Below are 25,302 nucleotides of genomic sequence, written 5' to 3'. Positions count from 1 at the left end.
CGGGGCGGGGCGCCCATCGGCCCACCCCTCAGCGGCGGTTGAAGCTGCGGACGCTGGCCAGTGCCAGAGCGCCGAGTCCGGCGAGCGCGACGAGGGCACCGACGAGCTGGGCGGTCGCGTGCGACATGAGGTCTCCCGGATGTGATGAGCGTACTGACGCAGGTCATGGAGGCATGCGCACGCCACCGGGGTCGGCGCCCGGCGCGAACGCGGCACGGAATTCACCCCCGCGCCGCGCGCGATTTCACCCGGATGTGCTCCGTCCCAGGCAGGGGGCCTACGATTCTCTGTTGTGTCCAAACTGACCGACGTGCCCAAACGGATTCTGATCGGGCGCGCACTGCGCAGCGACCGGCTGGCGGAAACGCTCCTGCCGAAGCGCATCGCTCTGCCCGTTTTCGCCTCCGACCCGCTGTCCTCCGTGGCGTACGCGCCCGGAGAGGTCCTGCTGGTCCTGTCCATCGCGGGCGTGTCGGCCTACCACTTCAGCCCCTGGATCGCGCTCGCGGTCGTCGTGCTGATGTTCACCGTGGTCGCCTCCTACCGGCAGAACGTGCACGCCTATCCCAGCGGCGGCGGCGACTACGAGGTGGCCACCACCAACCTCGGCCCCAAGGCGGGCCTCACGGTCGCGAGCGCCCTGCTCGTCGACTACGTCCTGACCGTCGCCGTCTCGATCTCCTCGGGCATCGAGAACCTCGGCTCCGCGATCCCGTTCGTCGTCGAGCACAAGGTCGAGTGCGCGGTCGCCGTGATCGTGCTGCTGACCCTGATGAACCTGCGTGGCGTCAAGGAGTCCGGCAGCCTCTTCGCGATCCCGACGTACGTCTTCGTCGCCGGCGTCTTCACCATGATCGCGTGGGGCGCGTTCCGCGGTCTCGTCCTCGACGACACCATGCGGGCGCCCACGGCGGCGTACGAGATCAAGCCGGAGCACGAGGGCCTCGCGGGCCTCGCGCTCGTCTTCCTCCTGCTGCGCGCCTTCTCCTCCGGATGTGCCGCGCTCACCGGCGTCGAGGCGATCTCCAACGGCGTCCCGGCCTTCCGCAAGCCCAAGTCGAAGAACGCGGCGACGACGCTCGCGATGATGGGCCTGCTGGCTGTCACCATGTTCTGCGGCATCATCGTGCTCGCCCTGGTGACCAAGGTGCGCATGGCCGAGAACCCGGCCGTCGACCTGGTGAAGGACGGCGTCGCGGTCGGCGCGGACTACGTCCAGAACCCGGTGATCACCCAGGTCGCCGAGGCCGTTTTCGGCAAGGGCAGCTTCTTCTTCCTCGTGCTCGCCGCCGCCACCGCCCTGGTGCTGTTCCTGGCGGCCAACACCGCCTACAACGGCTTCCCGGTGCTCGGCTCGATCCTCGCCCAGGACCGCTATCTGCCGCGCCAGCTGCACACCCGCGGCGACCGGCTCGCCTTCTCGAACGGCATCGTGCTCCTGGCGGGCGCGGCCATGCTCCTGGTGTGGATCTACGGCGCCGACTCCACCCGTCTGATCCAGCTGTACATCGTCGGCGTGTTCGTGTCCTTCACGCTCAGCCAGATCGGCATGGTCCGCCACTGGAACCGCCTCCTGGCGACGGAGAGGGACCAGGCCAAGCGCCGCCGCATGTTCCGCTCCCGCGCGATCAACACCTTCGGTGCCTTCTTCACCGGACTGGTCCTGATCGTCGTCCTCGTCACGAAGTTCACGCACGGTGCCTGGGTGGCCCTGCTCGGCATGGTGATCTTCTACGGCACGATGACGGCGATCCGCCGCCACTACGACCACGTCTCCGAGGAACTCGCCGCCCCCGACGGCCCGAGCGACGACAGCGTACGGCCGTCGCGCGTGCACTCCGTCGTCCTGGTCTCCAAGATCCACCGCCCCGCCCTGCGCGCCCTGGCCTACGCCAAGCTGATGCGCTCGGACACCCTGGAGGCGCTCAGCGTCAACGTGGACCCGGCGGAGACCAAGGCGCTGCGCACCGAGTGGGAACGGCGCGGCATCGACGTACCGCTGAAGGTGCTGGACTCGCCGTACCGCGAGATCACGCGGCCGGTCATCGAGTACGTGAAGAACCTCCGCAAGGAGTCCCCGCGCGACGCCGTGTCGGTCATCATCCCCGAGTACGTCGTCGGCCACTGGTACGAGCATCTGCTGCACAACCAGAGCGCGCTGCGGCTGAAGGGCCGGCTGCTGTTCACGCCGGGCATCATGGTGACGTCGGTGCCGTACCAGCTGCAGTCCTCCGAGGTGGCCAAGGCCCGGGCCCGCAAGCGGCAGGAGTGGAACGCGCCGGGTTCGGTGCGGCGGGGGCCGGCCCAGGAGCGGGTGAAGGAGAACGACGTCCAGCGCTGACGCGGGCAGGGGCATGACGCGGGCAGGGCACGACGGGGCGGACAGCGGCCTGACGGGGCGGACAGCGGCCTGACGGGGAGCACGTAGACTGGTGGGCTGTTGTCAGGCCCGGGCCCGGCCCCGGCCAGACCCGCTGGAGGCCGCCGTTCAGGGCCGCGCCGTCCCCTTCTCGATCTGGAGTCGACCCACCATGCAGGCAGAACAGAAGAAGTCGCTGGTGGGGGAGGAGTACGAGGTCGAGATCGGCCCCGTCGCCCACGGCGGGCACTGCATCGCCCGCACCGACGCCGGGCAGGTCCTCTTCGTCCGCCACACGCTGCCCGGCGAGCGGGTCGTGGCCCGGGTGACGGAGGGCGAGGAGGGCGACCGCTTCCTGCGCGCCGACGCGGTGGAGGTGCTGGACGCCTCCAAGGACCGCATCGAGGCGCCCTGTCCCTTCGCCGGCCCCGGCCGCTGCGGTGGCTGCGACTGGCAGCACGCCAAGCCGGGGGCCCAGCGCCGGATGAAGGGCGAGGTCGTCGCCGAGCAGCTTCAGCGGCTCGCGGGACTGACGCCGCAGGACGTCGGCTGGGACGGCACGGTGATGCCGGCCGAGGGCGACAAGGTGCCTGCCGGACAGGTGCCGCAGTGGCGGACGCGGGTGCAGTACGCGGTCGACGCCGACGGCCACGCCGGACTGCGCCGGCACCGCTCGCACGAGGTGGAGCCGATCGACCACTGCATGATCGCCGCCGAGGGCGTCAGCGAGCTGGGCATCGAGAAGCGCGACTGGACCGGCATGGCGTCGGTCGAGGCGATCGCGGCGACGGGCTCGCAGGACCGGCAGGTCATCCTGACGCCGAGGCCGGGCGCGCGCCTGCCGATCGTCGAACTGGACCGGCCGGTCTCGGTCATGCGGGTCGAGGAGAAGGACGGCGGCGTCCACCGCGTCCACGGGCGCCCCTTCGTCCGCGAGCGTGCGGACGGCCGTACGTACCGCGTGGGCAGCGGTGGCTTCTGGCAGGTCCATCCGAAGGCGGCCGACACCCTGGTGACGGCCGTCATGCAGGGCCTGATGCCCCGCAAGGGCGAGATGGCCTTGGACCTGTACTGCGGCGTGGGCCTGTTCGCGGGCGCGCTGGCCGACCGGCTCGGCGACAAGGGCGCGGTCCTCGGCATCGAGTCCGGCAAGCGCGCGGTGGAGGACGCCCGGCACAACCTGGCCGACTTCGACCGGGTACGCATCGAGCAGGGCAAGGTCGAGACGGTGCTGCCGCGTACGGGCATCACCGAGGTGGACCTGATCGTCCTCGACCCGCCGCGGGCCGGGGCCGGCCGGAAGACGGTGGCCCATCTGGCGTCACTGGGCGCGCGGCGCATCGCGTATGTGGCGTGCGATCCGGCGGCGTTGGCGCGGGATCTGGGGTACTTCCGGGACGGGGGGTATCGGGTGCGGGTGTTGCGGGCGTTCGATCTGTTTCCGATGACTCATCATGTGGAGTGTGTGGCGATCCTCGAACCGGCCGCGAAGGGCTCCTGACCTGCGGTTTTGTTCGTGCGCATTATGTGCGGTGTGGGCGTTACGGGTGATATCTTGACGCCGAAATGACGCTCGTGACGCTCATTTGACGCTCGTTCTGATGGAGTGTCAGGCGGCTTTTGGGCACGTCAGACTCTAGCCATGTGGCGACTGCCGGTGGGGTGTTGAGGGCTGGTGACGCTCTCGGCGATGCAGCCGGAAGTCCCAGAGCGGTCCGAGGAGGACTTCTGCGGCAGGGAGCCGCCCTTTCGGGTCTATACAGGGCGTGCCCGCGCGGTGTGGGCTGGATGCCGTGGAACGACGGCCTGCTCCGAATGAACGGCAGCGCGCGCTTCTTGAGCGGCTCGCGGCCGGTGAGGAACCCGGAGCTTGGGCGCCGGGGGATTGGCGCTCGGCGTACGCCCTGCGTGACCGTGGCCTCTTGACGGTGGACAAGGGCAGCAGCGGTGCTGCCCGGGCGGAGGTCACTGAGGCCGGACGGTTCTACCTCCGTCATGGCCGCCATCCTGACGACGTGGACCCTGCCGACTGTGGTGAGCCGTCGGCGCCGTATGGCGAACGTCCCGTCGCCCGCGCACGGCGGGCGAAAGCTCGCGAATTGGTCGAACGGCTCCTCGCTGAAGGACGCGTCCGCTTCGCCCATGCCGATGATAAGGAGATCGCGGAATGGCGACGGGTCGTCAATTACGCGAAGCGGCATGGCGGAGGGGAAGCGCATCGAGAAGGTGCCGTACGGTCTGGCCGGGCTGGAGTTCTTCCTCGCAGAGGGCCCGCATCCCAATGCCCGGAGCCAGAGGCCAGAGGCGGACGCCCCAGCCGTTCGGGTCCCCACGCGGCTGGCGTCCCTTCATCCAGTTGTGGCTGCTCTCAAGGATGACGCGAGGCGGCTGGTGATGCCGCCTGAGCTGCGCCGCAGATCACTTCTGATGCTCCAAGGGATGGCTGTCGAAGCGGCGCGGCGAGGGCACGCGGTGCGGAAGGTCGGGTCGTCCTACCGCCCGCGCGAGGGTGGGATGGACGTTGTTGTCGACGGCTTCGCGTATCCGGTCACCATCAGGCAGGAGTTTCCCGAGTCCACGGATCGGAACGGTCCTCGCGTCTCGTCGTGGAGGTCGCCCATGGGCTGACTGACAGACCCGGCCGCTGGCGGGACCGCAAGAGCCGGACCCTTGAACAATCTCTGGGGCTGGTTCTCGGCGAGATCGAGGCGCGAGCGGTGGAAGAGGCCCAGCGCAGAGAGGGGGAGAAACGTGCGAGAGAAGAGCGTGAGGTGCGCTGGCGTGCCGCTGTGGAGGAAGCGAAGGAGCAGGCCGTCCGAGAACAGTTCGCCGAGGTGCTCCGCGAGGAGGCCAGGCGATGGCGGGAGGCTGTCGTGATCGGTGAGTACTGCGATGCCCTGGAGCACCGTCTCGCTGAGCTGGACGGGGACTTGGGCGAGCAGACCCTGCAATCGTCCCGGCTATGGCTGGAGTGGGCACGTTCGTATGCGCGGGGGACCGACCCCCTGCTTAACCCCCCGGGGATGCCGACTCCGCGTGATCCGGAGCCGGATGAACTTCAGCGGTATCTGAAGGGCTGGAGTCCGCACCGGCCCGAGCGGCAGGCTGGACGATGAGTACTGAGGCTGAAATCGTTCATGGGCGCTCGCTTGAATGAGTGCCGTGGCCTCGCGGCCGAGCAAGGGAACGCAGCCGTGGTTGTGGCCGACGACCAGGTGTGAACAACTGCCAGATTCCTCGCACTCTGTATCAGAGATGGTACGTAAAGATACTCTTGCGCCGTGCCGGGTGAAGAAGAGCACGTCAAGGGCGCTGAGGCGGTGCAGCGGGTCAAGCGGTGGCTTGAAGGCACCATGCGTGTGTCGCAGTCCTACACCAACATCGATGGTGCGTGGGCGCGGAAGCTCACCTTGCGATGGCCGAACGGGAACGAGAGGCCCTTCTCGTACGACCTCGGCGGGATGATGCGGGGCGGCGAGTGGGACGGCCAGATGTTCTGCGCCGAGGTGAAGTGGCGCAAGAACGCGAGCGACCAGGGCCCCGCTTACAAGAGCTTCCTCGCCAAGTGCTACGTGGCACTGAGCCAGGAGTACATGCTCGGCGACCACTACATGTGGATCAGTTGGGCGCCCTTCCGTGCCAATGACTGGGATCTGCTCACCAGCCCGCAGACGATCCGCGAGGCCGTGCTTGCGGAGTCGCTGAGGATCTTCGGTATCGAGGATCCGGAAGCGGCTGCCGAGTCGATCAAGGATGAGCTTGTGGAGGACTTGTCCGAGCGGCTCTGGCTGGTCGTGATGTCAGAGAAGCAGGAGAAGCTGGTACCGCTGGACGACTGGCGTGGAGTCGTCGCCAACTTCTACAACAGCCAGGGGAGGTCGTCATGGTGACGCCGTTGGCGCCGGAGATCGACAGCGCTCTCGACCACCCCGATCCGCGGCAAGCGGTCGAGCGCGTCAAGGATGTGATCCAGCGGCGTCTCCTGGACGTGTACCCCACCGCGCGGATCGTGCGGACGGACTTCTTCAACCACACCTACGTGCCGGACCTGTTGATGACGTGGAGCTCCGGCACCCGAAAGTCCGAACGACGCGTTTACCTTCGCGCGTCCTCTGACCCGGAACTCCTTGCATCGGACGTTCAGCTCTTCGAGCGTGAACAGCAGCCGCTGGTCGTGCCACTCGCTCGCCTCGGGTCCGGGCCTGCACGAGACCAGTTGGAAACCGTCGCCGAGGAACACCACACCCTTGTGCTCGATCCCTCCGGACTCGGGGCGCTGCCTGCCCACACCCCTACACGGAAGCCGACCGCTTTGGCATCCGACGCGATCATCGAGGGCGGCCGCGGCATCATGGGGGAGCGTCAGGTCGAGCGCTTCCTGCACATGGTCGGTACGGGCGTGGAGGCGGCCCGCGAGGGCCAAGCCGACCCCACTCGGCTGGCTCTCTCTGAAGTCTCTCGGCACACGGTGCCTGACGTGTCGCGCCGCATGTCCACGTTGATGGCGGCCATGTGGCAGGGCAGCGGCCGGTCGTTGTCCGAGTTCCCGGCCAATGTGCCCCACCAGACATCCCTCGACGAGACCTCACTGAGCCTGCTTCTCTCCTCTCCAGAGATCACGGACGAGGCTTTCTGGCGTCGCATCCGACCGCTCGTGGACGCCAAGACGCTGCTGCGTACCGGCATTACGGACACACCGAACCTCCAGCGGTTGATGCGCAGCGCAGTGCAGGCGTGGAAGGCGCACGTGTGCATGGTGGTCGAACCGGAGACCGTAAGGGCCGGTGGCGCATGGCGCTGGGTCATCGACGACGGACACCTCGGCCTGCGCGGATCCGACTTCGTGGCCTTCCTGGCCGGCAGCCGCAAGGATCTCCATGCTCCGGAGGAGTACGAGGCGCCCCTGCTGGCCGAGGTCCGGGAGCGGGCCGCCAGATTCGCCATCCCCTTGACCTCCATCCGGATGCTGATGACCAACCGCAGTATCGGTTACGACGCCCCGGGCGAAGATGTGACCCATGACCCGCAACTCGATGGGATCAGCGCCGCGCTGGGACAGGAGGAGGGCGTGGTCGAAGCACAAGCGCTCACCCCCACCCGTGTCCCTCTGCGGTGTAATTTCGTCAGCAGGACCGCCAGCCCACCAGGAGCGAGGGCACTCGTTCCATATGCCGAGCTGCTCGGCACAACTCTCCGGCTGGTCCTGGGCTTGGATGCCGAAGATGCCGCGCAACTTGAGAACTTGCTCGATACGGGCGAGCCAGCCCCAGCCTATTGGGAGCAAGCGGATCTCTTCGACGGCTAATTCTCATAGCCTCGTTGGGGGTCTCTACCCGCCCTTTCAGTATGAACTTTTTGGCCGCATCCAGTAATTTGATCGCGGCGATTCAGGGATGAATGTGGGCTCGCCTTACCTGCGATCATGCCGTGCTACTAATCCCTGATTGGGGAGGATCCTTGCGGCCCTGCGGTATATCTGTAGGGCCGTTCAAGCCCTGGTACGGCGTAGGCAATGAGCCGTCGCGATAGAGCAGGCGCTTAGAAGGCGCCTGCTCTGTTCCCCGGCCGCGACAGTAAGGCGAGCGCGCTGGCAGCGCGCTCCTTCGTGATACTCGGGCGTCCCGATTCGCCGACGGCAGACACATTGAGGGCGCAACGGACTGGAATGACGCGGCGAAGCAAGCAAACCTAGAAGCGGTCCGGAGAAGTGCGGCTACGCCCTTCTGTTCTGCATACACCTGGATGTCGTGAGCGCCGTGTCGGGCGAAACATAGCCGACGATCGCCGGTTAGCCAAACCGGCGATTCTGCAGACCATTGAACCTGTCGCGCTGATCCCCGCGTGACGCATTCAGTCATTTTCCCTGAGGAGGTCAGAGCTGTGTCTGTCGAGGTCATGGACGAAGAATGGTTGTATACCGAGGAGCAGGTTCGATCGCTGCTCGAGTGGATGCGTGGGCAGGCGGGTGCCAATTTCTCTGTGCCCCCCTTCATGCGCCTCGTGGCCGAGCAGGCTCTGCGCCCAAGCGAGGCTCGCGCCGTGCGAGTGAGCGACGTGGTGCTCCCGGTGGGTGACGTGGGTGAGTTGACGGCCCGCCACAAAGGGATGGCGAGGGAGATTTCCCTCCAGCCGCAGTTCGTCGAGTTCCTACGTGAGTGGATCAGCGAGGCTGGCCTGCAGGGGGACGATCTGCTGTTTCCCGGTACGCGAGGTGGGCCGCTCTCGGCGTCCGTATATCAGCGGATGTGGCAGCAGGCCCGAGAGGCCGTCCTGCCAAGGGACGAGCGATACTCGTGGCGCCTGGGGGAGCCCATCTCCATCCTCCGTGAGTCCTGCGTGGTGAAGTGGCTCAGGGTGGGCATCTCATCCGTCACGGTTGCCGAGTGGGCCGGCGTGACCCCGAGTTGGCTGGCGCTGCGTTACCCGCACTGCTTCCGCACGCACAAGGCGGAAATCGACTGGGACCGTCTGGCCCTGGCTATGGCCCTTCCGGACTCGCTCAGGTCGTGATTCCCGCCCGCGCTCTGGCTGGCACCTAGAGCGCGGAGCTACCAGCTCATCCTCATCGGCACCGGTGGTCCTCACCCCCAACGAAGCCGTCACGTGATCAGCCTCCCTTTGGTTGAGGCGCTCCGTGAAGCGGTCCCACTGTCCTGGCAGGGCTGGTTGACCGCCTTGGACCGGACGATGCTCCGGCTGCCGACTCGCCGGGCGCCCAGCCCACCCCATCTCAAGGTCCCCTACATGCCTGCACGCTTGCTGTCCATCCCTGCCGTCGCCGCCGCCTTGGACGTCGACCGCCGCACCGTCTACCGCTTCATCGCTGCTGGCGACCTACCTGTCGTCGACCTCCGTACCGGACCAGGCCGGTCCCGTGTACGGGTCCCCGCGGCCAGCCTCGACGAGTTCATCAGCCGCCGCGCCGTCGTACCGCCGGCCGCCCGCCGCTGACCCTGGCCCATCCCAGCCCGTCACCGTTGAACAAGGAGTAGAGCCTCGTACCTCCGCAAGTGAAGTCCGGCAAATGGCAGGCGACCGTACGCAACCGGACAGGGGACCGGTTCAGCGAGTCGTTCCCCCTCAAGGCGCAGGCGCGCGCCTGGGGCATCGAGATGGAGACCCAGTTCGCCCGCGGAGGCATGCGCGACCCGCGGGCCGGGGAAACGTCGTTCCGCGAGTGGCACGACCGGTGGTGGAACGCCCGCGTCGTTGAGCCCCACACGCTGCGAGGCGACGCCTCCAACATCAAGAACCACGTCATGCCCTACTGGGCGGACTGGGAGCTGCGGGCCATCACCCGCATGGACGTCCAGAGCTGGATCCGGACCCTAATCGAGAAGGGCGCGGGGGCCGCTGCGATCAAGCGGGCCTACAACCTGACGTCCTCCATGATGCGCGCGGCCGTCGACGACGATGTCCTGGCGGTGACCCCATGCCGCAACATCGACTTGCCCCAGATCGCGGTCAAGCCGCCGCAGTGGTTCACGCTAGACCAGGCGCAGAGCATCCTGGACGAACTCCCCGTCGCGTGGCGGCGCCGATGTGCCTGCTCGGCTTCTATACCGGACTCCGCTGGGGAGAACTCTCCGGCCTGCATCGCCACCGCATCGACCAGCGCCGCTCGCGCCTGTTCCTGGTGGAGGTCAATAGCAAGAGCGGCATCAAGGAGTACCCCAAGAGCTCCAAGAGCCGTAGAGAGGTCCCGCTCCCGCCTCACGTCCTGGAGGCCCTCGAACGCCACATCCACCGGCTCGACCGGGACGCCGTGGTGTTCACCACCATCACCAAGGGCCGTGCCGGTCGGCTCCTCGCCGACAGTAACTGGCGCCGACAGACCTGGTGGCCCACAGTCGAAGCCGCCCACTACTTCGACACCGACGGCGAGCAGCGACTCGTCCCGCACTACCCGCCGCACTCCATGCGCCACACCTGCGCCTCGTGGCTGGTCCAGAAGGGAGTCTCGCTCTATGAGGTCCAGCACCTCCTCGGCCACGAGAGCTTCCAGACCACCCAGCGCTACGCCCACCTGCAACCGGACGCGCACAAGGCGGTGCTCGGAGCCTGGAAGCGTTTGGACTCGCCGCTGACCATTGCCGCATGAACGTCCTTCGCCCTGTCCTCCATGGACAGGGCGAAGGTGTTTGTGGTTTACGGAGACGTCGGTCAGGGACACCGGTCGGTCGGCTCGTCTTTCCTTGGCGGGGCCAAGGGCGACTGAGCACTCGTTGCTTGGTCGGGTGCGGTGGCGTGGTGGCCGTGTAGCCGATAGACCATGTCGTCGGGACTACGGTCCAGGCGTGCCTGGCGCCAGGCGACGTCGTAGGACAGCTGTGTCGCGCTGCGACGTTGAATGAACAGGGCTCGGAGGCTGGTCAGGGGTGCCAGCAGCATCCGCCACAGGGCGAGCTTCATGGGTGCGCCCTTCGGGGTGCTCCGTCAGACCCGGACATGTCCCCTGCTGCGATGCCGCTGGGGAGACTGCCGTCGTTGAGTGCTTTGAGGGAGTCGGACAGCACGACCATGGCCTGCTGGCGCTTTTCGATGTTCGTGAACCCTTGGCCGACCTGTTCCCATTGCTGCAGGAGCGGGAACCACCAGCGGTCGCAGGAGCAGATCAGGCGAGCAAGGCGTTGGAGTTCGGCAACGTGCTCGTCGCCCAGGGCGCCGGGGGCGTGGTGTTCGAGTTGGTCCAGGACGACGAGGTCCGGGTGGTCGTAAAGGTTCTCCTTCAAGAAGCGCAGGCGGCGGACGCGTTGCTCGTCAGCTGCCCGCTGCGTCAGCAGCTCCTGTGACGCGCTGGGCAGACCGAGGGTCGCCTTGACCTTCAACAGGCAGTAGTTCGGGGCTCGGCGAGGCAGACAGCCGAGGGCGGCGTTGACGGCGTCCTGGGCAGCGGGCACGTCCGAGGCTCGCAGACGCGCGGCCGCCTCGGTCGCCGCGGCATGCACAGCGGCGCGTGCTGTCTCCTCCACGTTGGGAGGAACCCGCCACAGTGGTCGCCAGGTGATTGTGTACAGGGCCTCGAAGGCGATGCCATCGGTGGCACTGGGCAGCAACCGTGGCTGGGCAGACCTACTTGTACGGACTGCGCGGCGCCATGGCCACCTCATACGAGGTTCTCTTCGAGCGGGAAGACCGTGCGCACACGGCTGTCGACGAGGTGGTTGTAGAAGTCGTCGGCCACGCTGACGCCCTCAACGGTGGAGATGCCACGCAGCCCGCTCATGAACCTCCAGCCGGCCTCGAACATGTTGTGGCCGCGCAGCGCGGGCAGTAGCAGGTCACGCAACTGCGTGTAGGCGCTGGGATCGTCGGCACAAGCACGGATCCAGTCCGTCAGACGCGAGATGGCCTCGGCGGCGGTCTCCGAAGAGGACAGCAGGTCGTGGACGCCGCGCTGCACGTCGATGTTTGTGGGTGGGGAGCCCACGAGCCATGGCGTGCCGTCGTGCCGGCGGGTCATCAATGCAAGGAAGGCCAGGGCGCCGCTGCGCGCGGAGGAAACCTTGCCCTGCTGCCAGCTCTGGACCTCCCCGGCCAGGCGCTGGGCGACAGTGGGGTGTTGGACCAGAGCGTCGAAGGCAGCCTGGACTTGGCCGACCACGGTGGTGCCGGTGTTCTTGTGCGCGACCCGGCGCAGGCGCACCATTGCCCGCTTGGCCAGAGATGTGGCGACGGAGGAATCCTCCAGGACTCGTTGGCACAGCGCAATCACGGCGGGCGCGTAACTCTCCTTCTCCGCCCACCCGTACAGTGCTTCCCACGCCAGGCGTCCGACGTGTTCGTTGCGCACGGCGCTTTCCATGACCGCACCAAGCACCTTTGGATGGCTGCTGCCGACCAGGTTGCCCAGTGTCGTGAGGTAGTCCACCGATCCGTGCCGCACGGTGAGCTCAGCCAACGCAGCCACTGCGTGGTCTTCCGGCTCGGCGCTTTGAGCCGTCGCGACGAGCCAGGTCAGCAAGGGCTCACGCATGACGTCGTAGTTGTCCCAGACATACTCCAGCACCGCGCGTCCATAGGCAGGCCGGTCGAAGAGCACGGTGTCCTGCATGTCGACTTGGCCCCCGACATCCTGGATGCGCCGACGCATTCCCCGTCCGGCCAGGGCACTGAGCGTCGGCGAGAATCCTGCTGCTGCGCCAGGAGCCTCGGGGACGTCCTCGATGGCTTTCATCAGAGCGGCTGCACTGCGCGCGACGACGGGCAGGGGCGCCGACTGCTGCACGGCCAGGGCGAGCAGCAGACAACGGTCGTCCACGGTGAGTGAGGGGTTGTCGTGGGTGTGCAGGCTGTTCATCTCGCCGAACCGGCCGTCGAGTTCCCCTCGCCAGTCGGTCAGAGCCGCGATGATGCGTTCTTCCAGGGTTGCCGGGGTTCCGCCGTCGGTGTCTGCCCGCACTCGCGACTGCTGGGAGTCGGCGTGAATATGTTCCTTCCAAGCCGTCACGGCGGAGCGCGCGGCCCGTACGGCGGCCACCGCCGTCAGTCCGCGCAAGGAAGCTGCGGCCTTGGGGAAGGAGCGAAGCGATGTGACCAGTTGTCCGTAGCCGTTGGCGTCCAGATGCGCCTCTACTACTTCCTGGGCATCGGGAGCCTCGCGCAGACGAACTACTTGGACGCCGTCGCGATCGCTGAGACGGTGATCCTTCCACAAGTCCTGTGCCACGGTCAGCGCCAGATAGGAACCGCAACCTCGGAGGTGGGTAGCGTGTTCCGACAGTGCATCGAGGAAGTCGGCCGATACCTGATCTTTCTCCGGGTGCTTGAGGTCAAGCTGGTAGGCGTGCGCGAGCTCTAGTGGCAGGCGTCCTTTGCTGGGGGTCTTCCAGTCCGCGTCCAACTTGACCACGGTGGCGTCGTGAGCAGTGTGCTCGGCCAGAAGCCGTAGTGCGAGGGTTGTCGAGCCGCATGACCGGGGCGCGACAATGATGATCACGGGTTGATGCGGGCGGCTGGTAGCGGGATTGACGATCTGCTCCCAGATCGTGTTCCAGTGCGCGCTCCGAACGAACGGCTGATCGAGCAGTCGCTCGCGATTTTGTTCGATACCCTCCAGTAAGTCCTGCTTTCGCGTCTCCAGGATCAGTTGCTTGATGTAGTGGGCGACGACGTCGGGGTCTCCATACACGTGTGTCGCTCCGTCCTCCGTTTCATGAATGGGATGCGCGGGAGGGACGGCAGCCGGTGGTGGGGGAACGGGGGAGGGAGATGGGTCGTCAGGGTTTGCGTCCCGCCGATCGGGAGCACCGGATCCGGGGCGCAAGCGATGCAGCCAGCCGCCGGAGCCGTTGGACTGGTTCTCGCCAACCTCGCTTGTTGGTGGGGTTGCGTTGGAGTCGGTGGGGTCGAACGGCACGTCAGACATGCGGGTGCTCCAGGGTGAGTGTGGGAAGGGCGGAAAGGGTGGAAGGCCAGACGACTTACCGCTGGCGGCGATCGATCCGCAGGGTGTCGATGCTGTTGGCGATCGTGGCGTCGCTGACCTGACCGTGGAATTGGAACGTGCCGCCGCTGCTGGCAACCGGCGTCACCGACGCGTCGCTCGGCTGCGCGGTGGAGGAGGTGGCAGCGGTCGGCGATGCGGCGTCCGTGACGTAGGGGCGCACGGCCGGTCCGGTCAGGCCCGGCACGTGAATCCGGCAGGGCTGCTCGAAGCCGGGCTTGTCGCTGACGCGGGCAACCGCCTCGAGGAAGTGGTGCGGGCCCAGATCCTGCATGCGTCCCGCGTGCACAGTGCGCTGGTAGACGATCTCGGAGAGCGCGGCAGTAAGGAAGCCGCCACTGTCCTTCGCGGCGGACAGCGCCTGCCGGTTTGCCTGGCTGTCGAGCAGCCGGGCGGTGTCATTGATGGCGTTACCGCGATGGTCGGGCAGGGACAGTGGGCCGACGTGCATACTGGCCCGCAGGCGCAGGACGGGACTACTGGCCAGCCGCTGCCGCTCGTAGCGCACCAGAGCCGCATTGAGCCGGCCCAGCAGTGGGTCGACGAGTCGTGCCAGCACTGAGGGCGGGAACAGCAGGATCGCCCCGTCGCCACTGTCCTTGTAGCCGCCGGGAAGTTCCTGCGGGTCGGGCAGCTGACATTCGGCGAGCACGGTCGCCACGATGTCGTCCACGTCGCACCGAGCGGCGGCCATCTTCGCCTCCGGGATCTGGCTGTACTTCTCCATATCGAGTGCCACGAGGGCGAGTTCGGCAGGCACGTCCAGGGGCTCTGCGTGCAGCGGCGCATCCATCGGGCACCGTCCTTTCAGCACAGGCGGTCAGGGAAGTGCCCATGCTGATCGGGCGGGACGGCCGCCGCTGCCCAGCAGTGGGCAGGCGTGAAGTGCGGCCCGTCACGCATGCGTACGTGCGTGCGACTGAATCGAATGGATGTCGCGGACGAGGAGCCCACCACTGGAGGTGGTGCGGACCCAGTCCTGCTCGCGCCAGGGCTTGAGCGCGTTGACCACAGCGTTGCGGGAAGCGCCGATCATCTGAGACAGCTCAGTCTGGGTCAGACGCACGGCGAGATCCGAAGCCGAAGCGGATGCGGCCTCGACCAGTCGCGACAGAGCCGATGCCAGACGCAGGGGCACAGACGCAGTGGCCAGTTCGAGCCGCACGGCCTCCGATTCCCTGACCCGGGCAATGGCGTGGCGCAGGAGAGGGGCCAGCAGATCATGCTCCTCAACGAATGTAAGGAAAGCGGCAGCCGGGACGATGCGGATCTGGCAGGTCTCGGCGGCGATGACCGTGGCGGTGCGCGGCTGGGAGTCCAACACGGCCAGCTCGCCGAGTAACTCACCGGCGCCGCGCACGGCGAGAAGCGTCCTTTCTCCGCAGGTCCCGGCCAGGGTGATCAACGTTGACCCGGACTCCAGCACGATCACGTGAGTTGCTGGATCTCCCTGGCGGAGGAGCACGCTCCGAGCGGGCCTCACACGCTGCGGTGCGAGCGCCTTCAGGCGTGCCCATAACTTGTCGCCGATCACCGCGGCATGCGGCTGATACATGCGTCCCCCCTGCTGTGCGGCCCCGACACACTTAAGGTGATCGTCTCAACTAACCAGAATGTTGCTCAATAGACACATTCCAGCCATCAGGAGTGCTGCTAGGGCAAGGTCGACGGCCAGGCGGGCCGCTCGCAGCTTTTTGTCCGCCAGCCAGGCCAGCATCTGTAGTCGACGGCCCTCGGCATGCCGTTCAAGCTCCCCACGCGCAGCCGTACTCACACCGACCCGGTGATGAACGAGCGCCTCGTCCATCAATTCGGTATGCAGCCCCGCCCTTGGGACCACGGGCCGCAGCGCGAGCAGCGCAGCCCCTATCGCGGCCATCAGCAGCAGGCACATCAGAACTAGCGAGAACACTCCGATTGGGGGCATGCCGCGTGTACTCGACAGCACGGCAATCCCTGCAGCCAGCAGGCCACCGGCGATTCCGCACAGCGCTGTTGCTTTCGTATCCGCCCGCTGCACCTCGACGAAGGCGCGTTCAGCGTGCCCTTGGAGCCGCTCCATCTCCGCCGGAATGTTGCCTGGCTCGTGCATGCCGCCCCACATCCCTCTGTGGCCGTCGCCCGCTTGTCATGGCAGTTGCCAGCCTGCTCTCGACTGCCGAAGAGTGATGCCTACCGCAGGGCACGAGGAGCGGTAGCTTCCTCACTCCACGGCCTTCGAGGTCTTTGCTCACCGGCTGACACTCGTCGCTTTGATCACGGTCCGGTACGCAAGTGCCGCCGTAGCGGACTTCGCCGTCTCGCATTCGTGGGCAGATCGCTCGGCCGCACGGTTTCTGTCGCTGTGGATCCACCGTCCTGCTCGGTGGAAGGCGCGTTCTCGGAGGCCCAACGGTTTTCGCCCGAACCCTCCCGGGCGGTCACCAGCGCGCCTATTGTGCTGTCACGCCAAGGCATCACCATCCGGGGGGATCGTGTCCGACGCGTTCAGGTCCAAGCCTGCGCTCAAGCGCTGCGTCGTATGCCGCCTGCCGGTGGCCAGGAAGAAGCTCGTCCTCGCCCCGGGCGGGCTGCCGGTGCACCGCGCCTGCCGGTCGACCACAGACCGCTCGTCGCCCCGCTCGGTGGCTCCGACCCGTGTGACCCGGGTACCCAAAGACATCAGCCGCGCCGAACTCCTCAAGAGAATCGAAGCGTTGCGGAAGCGCGACCCAAAAATGAAGCCGGGCGCGGCGCAGGTGCAGCCCGCTGGCAGCCCCAAGCCGCCGACAGCGCCACACCGCGGCAAGCGGTTGGTTGCCCCGCCTCAGCCGTACTACGGCGTGGAGATGAAGTTCATCGACGGCCGGTGGGTACAGATGCACCCTGACGCCGAATAGTGACCACACTCAGACGTACGAGGCCGACCGCTATGCCGCTCTATCGGGTGCGGGAGGCGAGCTGAGGGAACGCGTCTTCCCGTACGGCGCGCACGGTGCGACCGACGAGGGTGCTCATCACCGGCTACAGATGGAGGAGCGCGCCGGGGTCGAGGTGCGGGGCAGGCCGTCGAGCAGGCCCTCGTGTAGGACGGTGCGGTACAGGACTATACGCTGGCGCGGTTTGCCCAGGTCGTATGACGTCATCCCGGACCAGGGCAGGTGTAGCGGTAGTTCCCCGATCCCTTGGGACGGGCCGTGCAGTTCGTCCAGCGACTCCGGCAGACGGCGGCGGAACTTCTCCCGGTACAGCGCGAGGTCCTTGGCGTCGCGGCCGAGACGTCCCTCGGGGTGGGTGCGGGGTGTTCGCCGCTGGATTCGGGATCAGCGAGTCCACCGCCCACGCCTACACCAGCGCGGTCGTCGACCTGCTCGCCGAACGTGCACCGGGCCTGTTGAAGACGCTGCGCGGGCACGAACCCGACTTCGTCCTGCTCGACGGCACCCTCGCCGAGTGCGACCGGATCGGCGACGGCCGTGCCGCGTGCAGGTGGTCACCGACCCCGGCGGCCGGCTGCTGTGGCTCCTGCCCGCCCTGCCGGGCCCCACCCACGACCTGACCGCCGCCCGCACCCACCGGATCATCCGGATCTGCGAGCGCCAGGGCGTTCCCATCCTGGCGGATCTTGCCTACCAGGGCGGTGGCCCCTGGCTGACCACAGGCATCAAACGCAGGCCCCCGCAGGAACTCACCCCCACCGAGAGGACCGTCAACCGGGCCCTGGCCGCGGCACGGGCACCGGTCGAACGAGGCGTCGCCCGCATGAAGTCCTGGCGGATCTTCCGCAGAGCCCGCTGCATTCCGAGCCGCATGACGTCAATCGCCAAAGCCGTCCTCACCCTGGAGCGGCAACGCTGAAGAGGCTCACTGAAGAACCCCACACCACGTCGCCGCTTGCGGCTACGGTGGGCGCGTCGTTTCAGAAGGAGGGGAAGTGTCAGAGCTACGGTGGCAGGTCGTGGCCGAGAGCCTCGAACGTAAGTGCAAGGCGCCGACGGCCGAGCAGATCACCATCGCACGCGCCTTGGCCCTGCCCCTAGAACAGGCCACACCCGAGCTGGTCGCTGCCGCCGAGCTGCGCGTCCTGCTTCGAACGCCTCTAGGACTCACCCTCGCCGGGGACTTCGGCGACGACGAGTACGAGGTCCTCCTCGATCTCGCGAACCGCACCGACCTGGCGGTTCCCGACATGGACAAGCTCGGGTGCCGGGAGGTGCTTAACGCCTGGCTGCGCGTCGCCCGTGACCGCGAGTCCGCCGCCGCCCTGCGTCGGCTAGAGCCTGCGGTCGATGACGTTGTCACCGCTCGCGACCGGCGCAAGGGGCCGGATATGCACGGCGAGATCTCATCAATCGGCGCCAATGGCCGACTGCACTTCCGGGGCGGCCACGGGCTCGGCACTGCCCCGCACCGGGTCACCCACATCATCCGCCCCGGTGAGGACGGCTATCTCGATCAGCTCCATCTGGCCCGCGAACACGCTGCTGCGGTTCAGAGCAACCCGGCTCGGATTACCCGAGCCCAGGAGGCGCAGCTGGAACGCTGGCGGATCAACTTTCCAGCGACCCCGGCGGCGATCGAGGCACTGCGCAACGCACTGGAGACAGCGGACGACGAGGCCGCGATGCAGCGGCTCTTGGAGAAGCACCCGGCGCTGCTGGCCGGTACCGTAGTGGGCACCCACGACACCTGGATCCGGCCCCAGGTCCAGCTCGGCAACCACTACATGGCCGACTTCATGATCGCCGGTCAGACCTCACTCGGAGTTCGGTGGACGCTGGTTGAGCTGGAGAGCCCGGTCAGTCGCCTGACCAACCCCGGCAATAGGCGGGCGACGGCCACCCTGCGGCACGCGGTCGACCAGATCGAGGACTGGCGCAGGTGGCTGTCCACCAATCTGCACTACGCCCGCTCCGCGCGCGACGCCGACGGGCTGGGCCTGCCAGGTATCACGGCCGAAGTCCCAGGCTTGATCATCATGGCCCGCGAGACTTACGACGACGCAGCCGCCGAAATCCGGGAACTGCATGCCCGGCGCTCCCACATCCAGGTACGCACCTACGACTGGCTGATGCGCATCAACGAATCCCCCGACCCTCTGCGCCGAGACGCTCCCGACCAACGCCTTCGGCTCGCTTGAAACCAGCCGTCCCTCTGCAAGCAGCCGTCAGCCTGGAAGAACCGAGGCCCTGGCGTTCTCGATGGAGTGCAGAAGGCACGGCTTCATCGGGTGCGCCGGCCGGTCAGCCCGAAGCCCACAGGCGTGCCTGCCGAGTCAACGGGCCGTGCCGGGGCAGTTGGTCGTGGCAGCCTGTTCCGTCCAGGAGGGGAGGGACGTGCTGTGCGTCATGACGCTCGTTTGACGCTCTGGGCTCCCGCAGGCGGGACAACGAGCCGAGAAATGGCCTCTGACCTGGTCCGAGACCTGCTCAATCCGACATCTTTCCGATGACGCACCATGTGGAGTGTGTGGCCATCCTTGAGCCGGTGGCCAAGGGCTCCTGACCTGCGGTTTTGACGGTGCGCATTATGTGCCGTGTGGGCGTTACGGGCGATGGGGCGGGTCAGGACCTGCCAAGGTGTCGATTATCGCTGGGGCGCCGAGGGCAGCCGACGCTCTGCGCCGAGCTACTGGTTCCTGCTGGGCAGGTGCCGCGGAACCGGTGGATGCTGTGACCTGCCGCGATGGGCGATGGTGAGCTGCTGATCTGTACGAATGGGCTTGCGGCTCTTTCACGCTCTTGCCTGTCGATGCAGCCGGAAGCCCCAGAGGAGCCGCAGGGGCACTCCCAGTGGCCGCATCCACTCATTCGGCTTGTACTGGGGCGTTGACCCCGAGTTCCTGGACACGGGCGAAAGAGGGCGAAAGACGGCGAGGGCCCGCGCGGCGTACTTTGCGCGGGCCCTCGCTGTGTGGGCTTACAGGCATTTTCTCCAGGCGTGCGCTCAGGCAGGCCGCGTGGTGAGGATCGCGGCGGCGCCTGCCGGGAGCCGGTATCTGTACATCGTGCTGCCCCACGGAACGTCGAAGGTGGTGAAGCCGCTGCCGGAGTTGTACATCACCGAGAGTTGTGTGCCGTCGGGCAGGGTCGCGTTCTTGCGCAGGAGGCCGTGGTTCGAGCCGGCGGCAGAGGTGGTCTTGCCGTCGGGGGCGAAGACGGAGACGTCGTGGATGGACCACCAGCTGCCGGAGTTGGACTTGTTGACCACTCGGATGTAGCGGGCGGTGGTCTTGGGAAGCAGGATCCGGGTCACGGTGCTGCCGGGGCCGGTGGCGATGGGCTTGCCCCAGGTGGTGCCGTCGTCGGAGGTGTACACCTCGTAGTGGCGGGCGAAGTCGCCGGATGAGGCGGTGGAGTCGAGGACGAGCTGGTCAAAGGTCTCTGTGGAGCCAAGGTCCAGCTGGAACCAGTCTCCGGGCTGCATCCCGTGGCCCGAGCTCCAGCGGGTGGACGTGTCACCGTCGATGGCCTTGGAGGGCGGGTCGTCCGAGCTGCTCGCGGAGGCTGTTGCCTGCCAGCCGTCTCGGGACAGGGCCGTCTCGCCGGTGGGTGTGGTGAGGGCGGCGCCGGTGGGCAGGGTGTAGCCGAGCCACTGGTCGCCGACACGCACCTGAGGCTGCTGGGTGAGCAGGCTGCTGTCGTAGGTGATCAGGGCCTGGCTGCCGTCGGGGTTGCGGAAGGGGATGTCGACGGAGCCGATGGCGGCCGGGTCGGTGGTGCCGTGCCGGGTTCCCGTCCAGGTGAAGGTCGCTGCTGCTCCGGCGGCCAGGGTGTAGGTGAAGTGGTGGTCGCCCCAGCCCACGGTGAAGGTGCGTGCCGTGCTGCCGGAGTTGTAGGTGACCAGCGCGGTGGAACCGTCGGGGTTGGTGAAGGCGACGTCCTCGATGCTGCCCTTGCCCAGGGTGTTGGAGGCGACCCGGCGGGCGCCGGGCTGGACGAACTTGCTGGCGTGTGCGAGGCCCCAGTAGTCGGCCGTCGGCGTGTAGGTCCACTTGCCGTCGGTGTTCGGGGAGACGGTCACGACGGGCCGGCAGCCCTGGCATCCGTTGTTGGTGGGTCCGTCGCCGGCGTCCAGGGCGATGTTCCAGCGGATGATGCTCTGGGCCCAGTTCCGTGGACCGTTGATGACGTTGTCCATGACGCCGGCGAAGGCGCCCTGCTCGTCGCCCTCCCAGTTGCCGCCGGAGCACTCGGTCTGGAAGGCGGGCTTGTTGGGGTAGTCGTTGTGGACGACGGTCTGCGCCACCACGGCCTCGGGGCCGCCCGCGTAGCAGTGCCAGGCCGTGCCGGTGACCTGCTGGGCGGTTGCCGGGTCGGCGTAGAAGGATTCGGGGTAGCTGGTGACGTCCCAGTTGTGGTCGTAGCCCAGGATGCCGGTGGACAGGCCCTGCTTGCGCAGCGTCGGGGCCAGGTAGTCGGTGACGAAAGTCTTGGCCTGGTCGGCGGGCAGGTACATGCCCGGGTAGGTCGACGGCTCGTGCAGCGGCTCGTTCTGCGGGGTGATGTAGCGCACCGGGACTCCGGCCGCCGCGTACGCCTTGAGGAACTTCGCGAAGTAGTCGGCGAGCGGCTGGTAGGCGTCAGGTTTGAGCCGGCCGCCGTTCATCGAGTCACTGGTCTTCATCCACCCGGGCGGGCTCCACGGGGTGGCCATGAGGCTCAGCCGCGGGTTGATCTGTCGGGCTTGCTTCAGCAGGGGGATGGTGTACGAACGGTCGTGGGCGATCGTGAAGTTGGCCAGCGTGGGGTCTTCCTGGCCGGCGGGCATGTCGTCGTAGGAGTAGTTGCCGTTCACCGTGAAGTCGGTGGCGCCCATGGGCTGGCGCAGAGCGCTCAGGCCGATGCCGTCACGACGGCTGAACAGGTCGCGCATCAGCGCGTTCCGTTGGCTGGAGTTGAGCTTGGTGCCGACCAGCCAGGCGGAGGAGTCGGTGAAGGAGGCTCCGAAGCCGGTCATCGGCTGGTACTTGCGGGTGGTGTCGACCGTGATGGTCGAATCCTCGGTGCCGGAGGGGGCCGGGCCGGTCCGCCACGTCACCGCCGGCTGCTTGGCCAGGTACGTCTTGGTGGACGGGTTGGTGACCCAGACCGATGCCTTGGTGCCGGGCGCGGCTTCGGCCGAGGCGGGTGTGGCTGCCGGGAGGACCGGAAGCGTGGCGAGCAGGGTCGCGGCGGCTGCCAGGGAGGTCCGGCGCCATTGCCGGGTGGTGGTTCTCATGGTGCGGCTCCTTGCGGGCATGACGGCCTTGCACGGCGGCGCGCGTGCAGGACGTGGGTGTGGCGAGACCGGCGCGTGGGGGCCGGGTAAGGGCGCCGGAGCTGGGGTCACTTCAGGCCGGTGGTGGCGATACCGGCGACGAAGTGGCGTTGGAAGAGAAGGAAGACGATCGTCACCGGGAGCAGGACGACGACGGCGCCGGCGAGCAGGATGCCGAAGCGGGTGAAGTCCTGTCCGCTGCTGGCCAGGGCGAGGCCGACGGGGAGGGTGTACTGGCTCTCGTTCTGGGCCACGACCAGGGGCCACAGGAAGTTGTTCCAGGAGCCGAGGAAGGTGATGATTCCCAGGGTCGCGAGGGCCGGTTTGGTCAGCGGGAGGATGATCTTCCAGAAGATGGCCAGTTCGCGGCAGCCGTCGACGCGGGCGGCGTCGATGAGCTCGTCCGGCAGGGTGGAGATGAACTGCCGCATCAGGAACACCCCGAAGGGGGTGGCGAGGAACGGCAGGATCAGCCCGAGCAGGGAGCCGGTCAGCTGCATGTTGGCCACCAGGACGTACAGCGGTACGAAGGTGACCAGGCCCGGGACCATGAGGGTCGCGATAACCACCGTGAACACGGCCCGCTGTCCCCGGAACTCCAGCTTGGCCAGGGCGTAGCCGAGCATCGAGCAGAAGATCAGGTTCCCGGCGGTGACGGCCAGGGCCACGATCACGGAGTTGGCGAACATCCTCGTGAAGTCCAGGCTGCTGAACAGTTCCTGGAAGTTCGTGAGCGTGGGGCGGGTGGGGATCAGGTCGGGCGGGATCTTGCGAATGTCGGCCTCGGGCTTGAACGCCCCGGACAGCATCCACAGGAACGGCGTGACCATCAGCAGCAGGAGGCCACTGAGCGGTAGGTACAGCCAGGGGCGGCCCCACTCCTGGCGGATGCGGCGGCGCCGTACGGACTTCTGTACAGCGGGGTCGATCGTTGTCGTGGTCATGGGGGCATCAGTCCTTGTCGCGCAGCATGCGGAACTGCAGCACGGTCAGCGCGATGATGAGAACGAAGACGACGTAGCCGGCCGCCGAGGCGATGTCGTAGTTGCCGTTGCCGAACTGCTTGTAGGCGTACAACGTGGCCGACAGGGTGGAGTCCAGCGGTCCGCCGTCGGTCATGACGAACGGCTCGTCGAAGAACTGCAGGTAGCCGATGCCGGTGGTGACGGCGGTGAGGAGCAGGGCCGGGCGCAGGAGCGGGAAGGTGACCCGCCAGAACCGCTGCCAGGGGCCGGCGCCGTCGAGTTCGGCGGCCTCCATCAGGGAGTGGGGCACCGACTGCAGACCCGCCAGCATGATGATCATGACGGTTCCGAGGTTGCGCCACACGGCCATGAGGGTCATGACGGGCAGGGCGAAGCGGGTGTCGGCCAGCCAGGCCGGGCCGTCGATCCCGAACCAGGCGAGGACGGTGTTCACCAGGCCCGTGTGGGGTTCGAGGAGCGTCTTCCACACCACGGCGACGGCCACGATGCTGGTGATCACCGGCAGGTAGAAGCCGACCCGGAAGGCGGCCCGGAAGCGGCGGATGCCACTGTCGAGGGCGACCGCCGCGGCGAGCCCGGCGGCCAGCGTCAGGGGGAGGGCCGCCAGGACGAACACGGCCGTGTTGCGCAGGGCGGTGAAGAACTGCGGGTCCTGGAAGAGTCGTACGTAGTTGTCGAGGCCGACGAACGACACGTTCAGCGGGGTGCGCAGGTCGGCGCTCTTGGTGTCGGTCAGGCTCATCAGCGTCGACCAGACGACCGGCAGCAGCATGAAGGCGAGGAACAGGGCGAGGAACGGGGCGGCGAGAACCGACGCGGCGCGGGCCTGCCGACCCCGTGCGGTGCTCCGTCGCGGCGAAGGAGCGGCCGCGGGCCGCTTGCCGGCGGCGGCCCGCTTCCGGGTGCCCTGCCCGGTAATGGTGCTGGTGGGCATGGTTGTCATCCGTCCGTACGAGGGATGCAGCGGCGCGTCAGCGGCCGGTGCCGATGCTGGTGGCCTTGGACTGCAGGGTCTTCTGCACGTCGGCGACGGTGGCCTTGCCGTAGGCGAGCTTCTCCAACTCGGAGTCGATGGCGTCGGCGATCTGCTGCCAGGTGGTGATCGCCGGGGGCGCCTTGGTGACCTTCAGCTGGGTCTCGAAGGCGGCCATCTTCGGGTTCTCGGCGAGGTCGCCCTCCGACCAGGACTGCACGGCGGCGGGAAGGTTGCCGGAGGCGTCCGCGTACTCGGCCAGGTTCCTCGGCTCGGTCAGGAACTGGACGAACTTCCAGGCCGCGTCGGCGTTGTCGGCGTCCTTGAAGACCGCCAGGTCACTGCCGCCGGCCAGGCCGGCCGACTGCGTGCCCTTCGGCAGCGGCATGGTCTGCCACTTGCTGTCCAGCTCGGGCGCGTGCTTGTGCAGGTCGCCGCCTGTGCTGGGGCCCTGCTGCACGGTGCCGATCAGCCCGTTCTGGAGGTTCTGGCGGGCGTCGGTCTTGTCGTTCGGCGACAGCTTGTCCTTGAAGAAGCCGCTGTAGTACTCCAGGGCCTTGGTGACCTCGGGCGAGTCGAACGTGAACTTCTTCGCGTCGGCGTCGTAGATGTCACCGCCCTGCTGCCACACCATCGGCAGCCAGAACAGCCAGGAGTTGAAGCCGACCTGCAGCTGGGTGGCGTTGCGCAGCTTGGGGTTCTGCTTGCCGACCGTGGCCTGGATGGTCTTGAGGTCCTTCAGGTAGCCGTCCCAGTCACCGGCGGGAGCGCCCTTGATGCCGGCCTTGGTGGTGATGTCGGTGCGGTAGTAGATCACCGAGGTGTCGGCGATGAACGGGACGCCGTAGGAGGTGTCCTTGTACTTGGTGGTGTCCCACTGGCCGGGGAAGAACGCGGACGACTTGAACGAGTCCGGGGTGGCCTGGAAGCCGTTCATGGCGGCCATCTCGGCCATCCAGGTGGAGCCGATCAGGGACATGTCCGGGGTGTTGCCGCCGGCGATCGCGGTGGTCAGCTTCTCGTGCGCGGCGTCCCACGGCACCGCCGTGATCTGGACGGTCACGTCCGGGTTCTGCTGCTCGAACTTCTTCGCCAGGCTCTCAAGGTCCTTGTCGGCCTTGTCGCCCATGGACCACATGACCAGCTTGCCCTCGGCCTTGCCGCTGCTGATCTTCGCCGGGGCGTTGTCGGCGGCCGAGGAGTCGTCGCTGCGGCCGCAGCCGGTGGCCAGCAGGGCCGCCGCGACGGTGGCGCAGGCGATCTGGAGGGTTCTGGTGCTGGGACGAGGGGTGCGCATGGT

General features: G+C 67.4%; 20 protein-coding genes and 2 pseudogenes. 13 read left to right on the top strand and 9 right to left on the bottom strand.

The window, feature by feature from the left end; translation table 11 throughout:
* Positions 1-292 precede the first annotated feature (292 nt).
* The 10 genes and pseudogenes from ABZ078_RS14100 to ABZ078_RS14055 all read left to right on the top strand — a co-directional run bounded on the left by ABZ078_RS14100 (position 293) and on the right by ABZ078_RS14055 (position 10,460).
* Positions 293-2,341, top strand: a complete 2,049-nt coding sequence (locus ABZ078_RS14100; RefSeq protein WP_356574950.1) for an APC family permease — start codon at positions 293-295, stop codon at positions 2,339-2,341.
* Between the two features lie 190 nt (positions 2,342-2,531).
* On the top strand, positions 2,532-3,860 hold the full coding sequence (locus ABZ078_RS14095) for a TRAM domain-containing protein (RefSeq protein WP_356574948.1): 1,329 nt from the start codon (positions 2,532-2,534) through the stop codon (positions 3,858-3,860).
* A gap of 698 nt (positions 3,861-4,558) precedes the next feature.
* Positions 4,559-4,987 (top strand): hypothetical protein, encoded by a 429-nt coding sequence (locus ABZ078_RS14090; RefSeq protein ID WP_356574946.1) that lies wholly within the window; start codon positions 4,559-4,561, stop codon positions 4,985-4,987.
* Positions 4,966-5,475, top strand: coding sequence for a hypothetical protein (locus ABZ078_RS14085; RefSeq protein ID WP_356574944.1), 510 nt, complete (start codon positions 4,966-4,968; stop codon positions 5,473-5,475). The genes ABZ078_RS14090 and ABZ078_RS14085 overlap by 22 nt, the downstream gene beginning before the upstream one ends.
* Positions 5,476-5,640: 165 nt before the next feature.
* Complete coding sequence (locus tag ABZ078_RS14080; RefSeq protein WP_356574942.1) at positions 5,641-6,249, top strand: hypothetical protein; 609 nt, start codon at positions 5,641-5,643, stop codon at positions 6,247-6,249.
* A complete protein-coding gene (locus ABZ078_RS14075; protein WP_356574940.1) occupies positions 6,243-7,664 on the top strand; it encodes a hypothetical protein in 1,422 nt (473 codons plus the stop codon). The genes ABZ078_RS14080 and ABZ078_RS14075 overlap by 7 nt, the downstream gene beginning before the upstream one ends.
* A gap of 575 nt (positions 7,665-8,239) precedes the next feature.
* Complete coding sequence (locus ABZ078_RS14070) at positions 8,240-8,869, top strand: site-specific integrase (RefSeq protein WP_356574938.1); 630 nt, start codon at positions 8,240-8,242, stop codon at positions 8,867-8,869.
* Between the two features lie 234 nt (positions 8,870-9,103).
* Complete coding sequence (locus ABZ078_RS14065) at positions 9,104-9,310, top strand: helix-turn-helix domain-containing protein (RefSeq protein WP_189595995.1); 207 nt, start codon at positions 9,104-9,106, stop codon at positions 9,308-9,310.
* A gap of 161 nt (positions 9,311-9,471) precedes the next feature.
* A pseudogene (locus tag ABZ078_RS14060) lies at positions 9,472-9,630 on the top strand (site-specific integrase); the annotation flags it as partial.
* Between the two features lie 257 nt (positions 9,631-9,887).
* The gene (locus tag ABZ078_RS14055; RefSeq protein ID WP_356574935.1) at positions 9,888-10,460 is read left to right on the top strand and encodes a site-specific integrase; all 573 of its coding nucleotides are present in this window, start codon (positions 9,888-9,890) and stop codon (positions 10,458-10,460) included.
* A 307-nt stretch (positions 10,461-10,767) separates the two neighbouring features.
* Here the strand turns inward: ABZ078_RS14055 and ABZ078_RS14050 are convergent, their stop codons facing one another.
* The 5 genes from ABZ078_RS14050 to ABZ078_RS14030 form a co-directional block, all read right to left on the bottom strand.
* On the bottom strand, positions 10,768-11,331 hold the full coding sequence (locus tag ABZ078_RS14050) for a hypothetical protein (RefSeq protein WP_356574934.1): 564 nt from the start codon (positions 11,329-11,331) through the stop codon (positions 10,768-10,770).
* Positions 11,332-11,465: 134 nt separating this feature from the next.
* Positions 11,466-13,490 carry a hypothetical protein gene (locus tag ABZ078_RS14045; RefSeq protein ID WP_356574932.1) on the bottom strand — a complete coding sequence of 675 codons (2,025 nt, stop codon included), beginning with the start codon at positions 13,488-13,490 and terminating at the stop codon, positions 11,466-11,468.
* 292 nt (positions 13,491-13,782) lie between these two features.
* The gene (locus tag ABZ078_RS14040) at positions 13,783-14,598 is read right to left on the bottom strand and encodes a hypothetical protein (protein ID WP_356574930.1); all 816 of its coding nucleotides are present in this window, start codon (positions 14,596-14,598) and stop codon (positions 13,783-13,785) included.
* 102 nt (positions 14,599-14,700) lie between these two features.
* Complete coding sequence (locus ABZ078_RS14035) at positions 14,701-15,360, bottom strand: Crp/Fnr family transcriptional regulator (RefSeq protein ID WP_356574928.1); 660 nt, start codon at positions 15,358-15,360, stop codon at positions 14,701-14,703.
* Between the two features lie 45 nt (positions 15,361-15,405).
* Positions 15,406-15,897 (bottom strand): hypothetical protein, encoded by a 492-nt coding sequence (locus ABZ078_RS14030; protein ID WP_356574926.1) that lies wholly within the window; start codon positions 15,895-15,897, stop codon positions 15,406-15,408.
* A gap of 382 nt (positions 15,898-16,279) precedes the next feature.
* Between ABZ078_RS14030 and ABZ078_RS14025 the strand changes: the two genes are divergently transcribed.
* The 3 genes and pseudogenes from ABZ078_RS14025 to ABZ078_RS14015 all read left to right on the top strand — a co-directional run bounded on the left by ABZ078_RS14025 (position 16,280) and on the right by ABZ078_RS14015 (position 18,924).
* Positions 16,280-16,684 (top strand): hypothetical protein, encoded by a 405-nt coding sequence (locus ABZ078_RS14025; protein ID WP_356574924.1) that lies wholly within the window; start codon positions 16,280-16,282, stop codon positions 16,682-16,684.
* Between the two features lie 407 nt (positions 16,685-17,091).
* A pseudogene (locus ABZ078_RS14020) lies at positions 17,092-17,642 on the top strand (transposase family protein); the annotation flags it as partial.
* Between the two features lie 100 nt (positions 17,643-17,742).
* A complete protein-coding gene (locus ABZ078_RS14015) occupies positions 17,743-18,924 on the top strand; it encodes a Shedu anti-phage system protein SduA domain-containing protein (protein ID WP_356574922.1) in 1,182 nt (393 codons plus the stop codon).
* A gap of 806 nt (positions 18,925-19,730) precedes the next feature.
* Here ABZ078_RS14015 and ABZ078_RS14010 read toward each other — a convergent pair.
* The 4 genes from ABZ078_RS14010 to ABZ078_RS13995 all read right to left on the bottom strand — a co-directional run bounded on the left by ABZ078_RS14010 (position 19,731) and on the right by ABZ078_RS13995 (position 25,299).
* Positions 19,731-22,004: a discoidin domain-containing protein gene (locus ABZ078_RS14010; RefSeq protein WP_356574920.1), complete on the bottom strand. Its 2,274-nt coding sequence runs from the start codon at positions 22,002-22,004 to the stop codon at positions 19,731-19,733.
* A gap of 107 nt (positions 22,005-22,111) precedes the next feature.
* Positions 22,112-22,987, bottom strand: a complete 876-nt coding sequence (locus ABZ078_RS14005) for a carbohydrate ABC transporter permease (protein WP_356574918.1) — start codon at positions 22,985-22,987, stop codon at positions 22,112-22,114.
* Between the two features lie 7 nt (positions 22,988-22,994).
* Positions 22,995-23,963 (bottom strand): sugar ABC transporter permease, encoded by a 969-nt coding sequence (locus ABZ078_RS14000; RefSeq protein WP_356574917.1) that lies wholly within the window; start codon positions 23,961-23,963, stop codon positions 22,995-22,997.
* Positions 23,964-24,000: 37 nt separating this feature from the next.
* Positions 24,001-25,299, bottom strand: a complete 1,299-nt coding sequence (locus tag ABZ078_RS13995; protein ID WP_356574915.1) for an extracellular solute-binding protein — start codon at positions 25,297-25,299, stop codon at positions 24,001-24,003.
* Between the last annotated feature and the right edge of the window lie 3 nt (positions 25,300-25,302).

The organism is Streptomyces sp. NPDC006385, from assembly GCF_040612485.1.
GTDB lineage: Bacteria > Actinomycetota > Actinomycetes > Streptomycetales > Streptomycetaceae > Streptomyces.
This window is presented reverse-complemented; position numbering and strand designations above follow the sequence as displayed.

Bases quoted from the DNA above. Each gene is read 5' to 3' on its own strand.
- ABZ078_RS14095 (WP_356574948.1), top strand. From the start codon at position 2,532: ATGCAGGCAGAACAGAAGAAGTCGCTGGTGGGGGAGGAGTACGAGGTC.
- ABZ078_RS14090 (WP_356574946.1), top strand. From the start codon at position 4,559: ATGGCGGAGGGGAAGCGCATCGAGAAGGTGCCGTACGGTCTGGCCGGG.
- ABZ078_RS14075 (WP_356574940.1), top strand. From the start codon at position 6,243: ATGGTGACGCCGTTGGCGCCGGAGATCGACAGCGCTCTCGACCACCCC.
- ABZ078_RS14065 (WP_189595995.1), top strand. From the start codon at position 9,104: ATGCCTGCACGCTTGCTGTCCATCCCTGCCGTCGCCGCCGCCTTGGAC.
- ABZ078_RS14040 (WP_356574930.1), bottom strand. From the start codon at position 14,598: ATGGATGCGCCGCTGCACGCAGAGCCCCTGGACGTGCCTGCCGAACTC.
- ABZ078_RS14035 (WP_356574928.1), bottom strand. From the start codon at position 15,360: ATGTATCAGCCGCATGCCGCGGTGATCGGCGACAAGTTATGGGCACGC.
- ABZ078_RS14030 (WP_356574926.1), bottom strand. From the start codon at position 15,897: ATGCACGAGCCAGGCAACATTCCGGCGGAGATGGAGCGGCTCCAAGGG.
- ABZ078_RS14010 (WP_356574920.1), bottom strand. From the start codon at position 22,004: ATGAGAACCACCACCCGGCAATGGCGCCGGACCTCCCTGGCAGCCGCC.
- ABZ078_RS14005 (WP_356574918.1), bottom strand. From the start codon at position 22,987: ATGACCACGACAACGATCGACCCCGCTGTACAGAAGTCCGTACGGCGC.
- ABZ078_RS14000 (WP_356574917.1), bottom strand. From the start codon at position 23,963: ATGCCCACCAGCACCATTACCGGGCAGGGCACCCGGAAGCGGGCCGCC.
- ABZ078_RS13995 (WP_356574915.1), bottom strand. From the start codon at position 25,299: ATGCGCACCCCTCGTCCCAGCACCAGAACCCTCCAGATCGCCTGCGCC.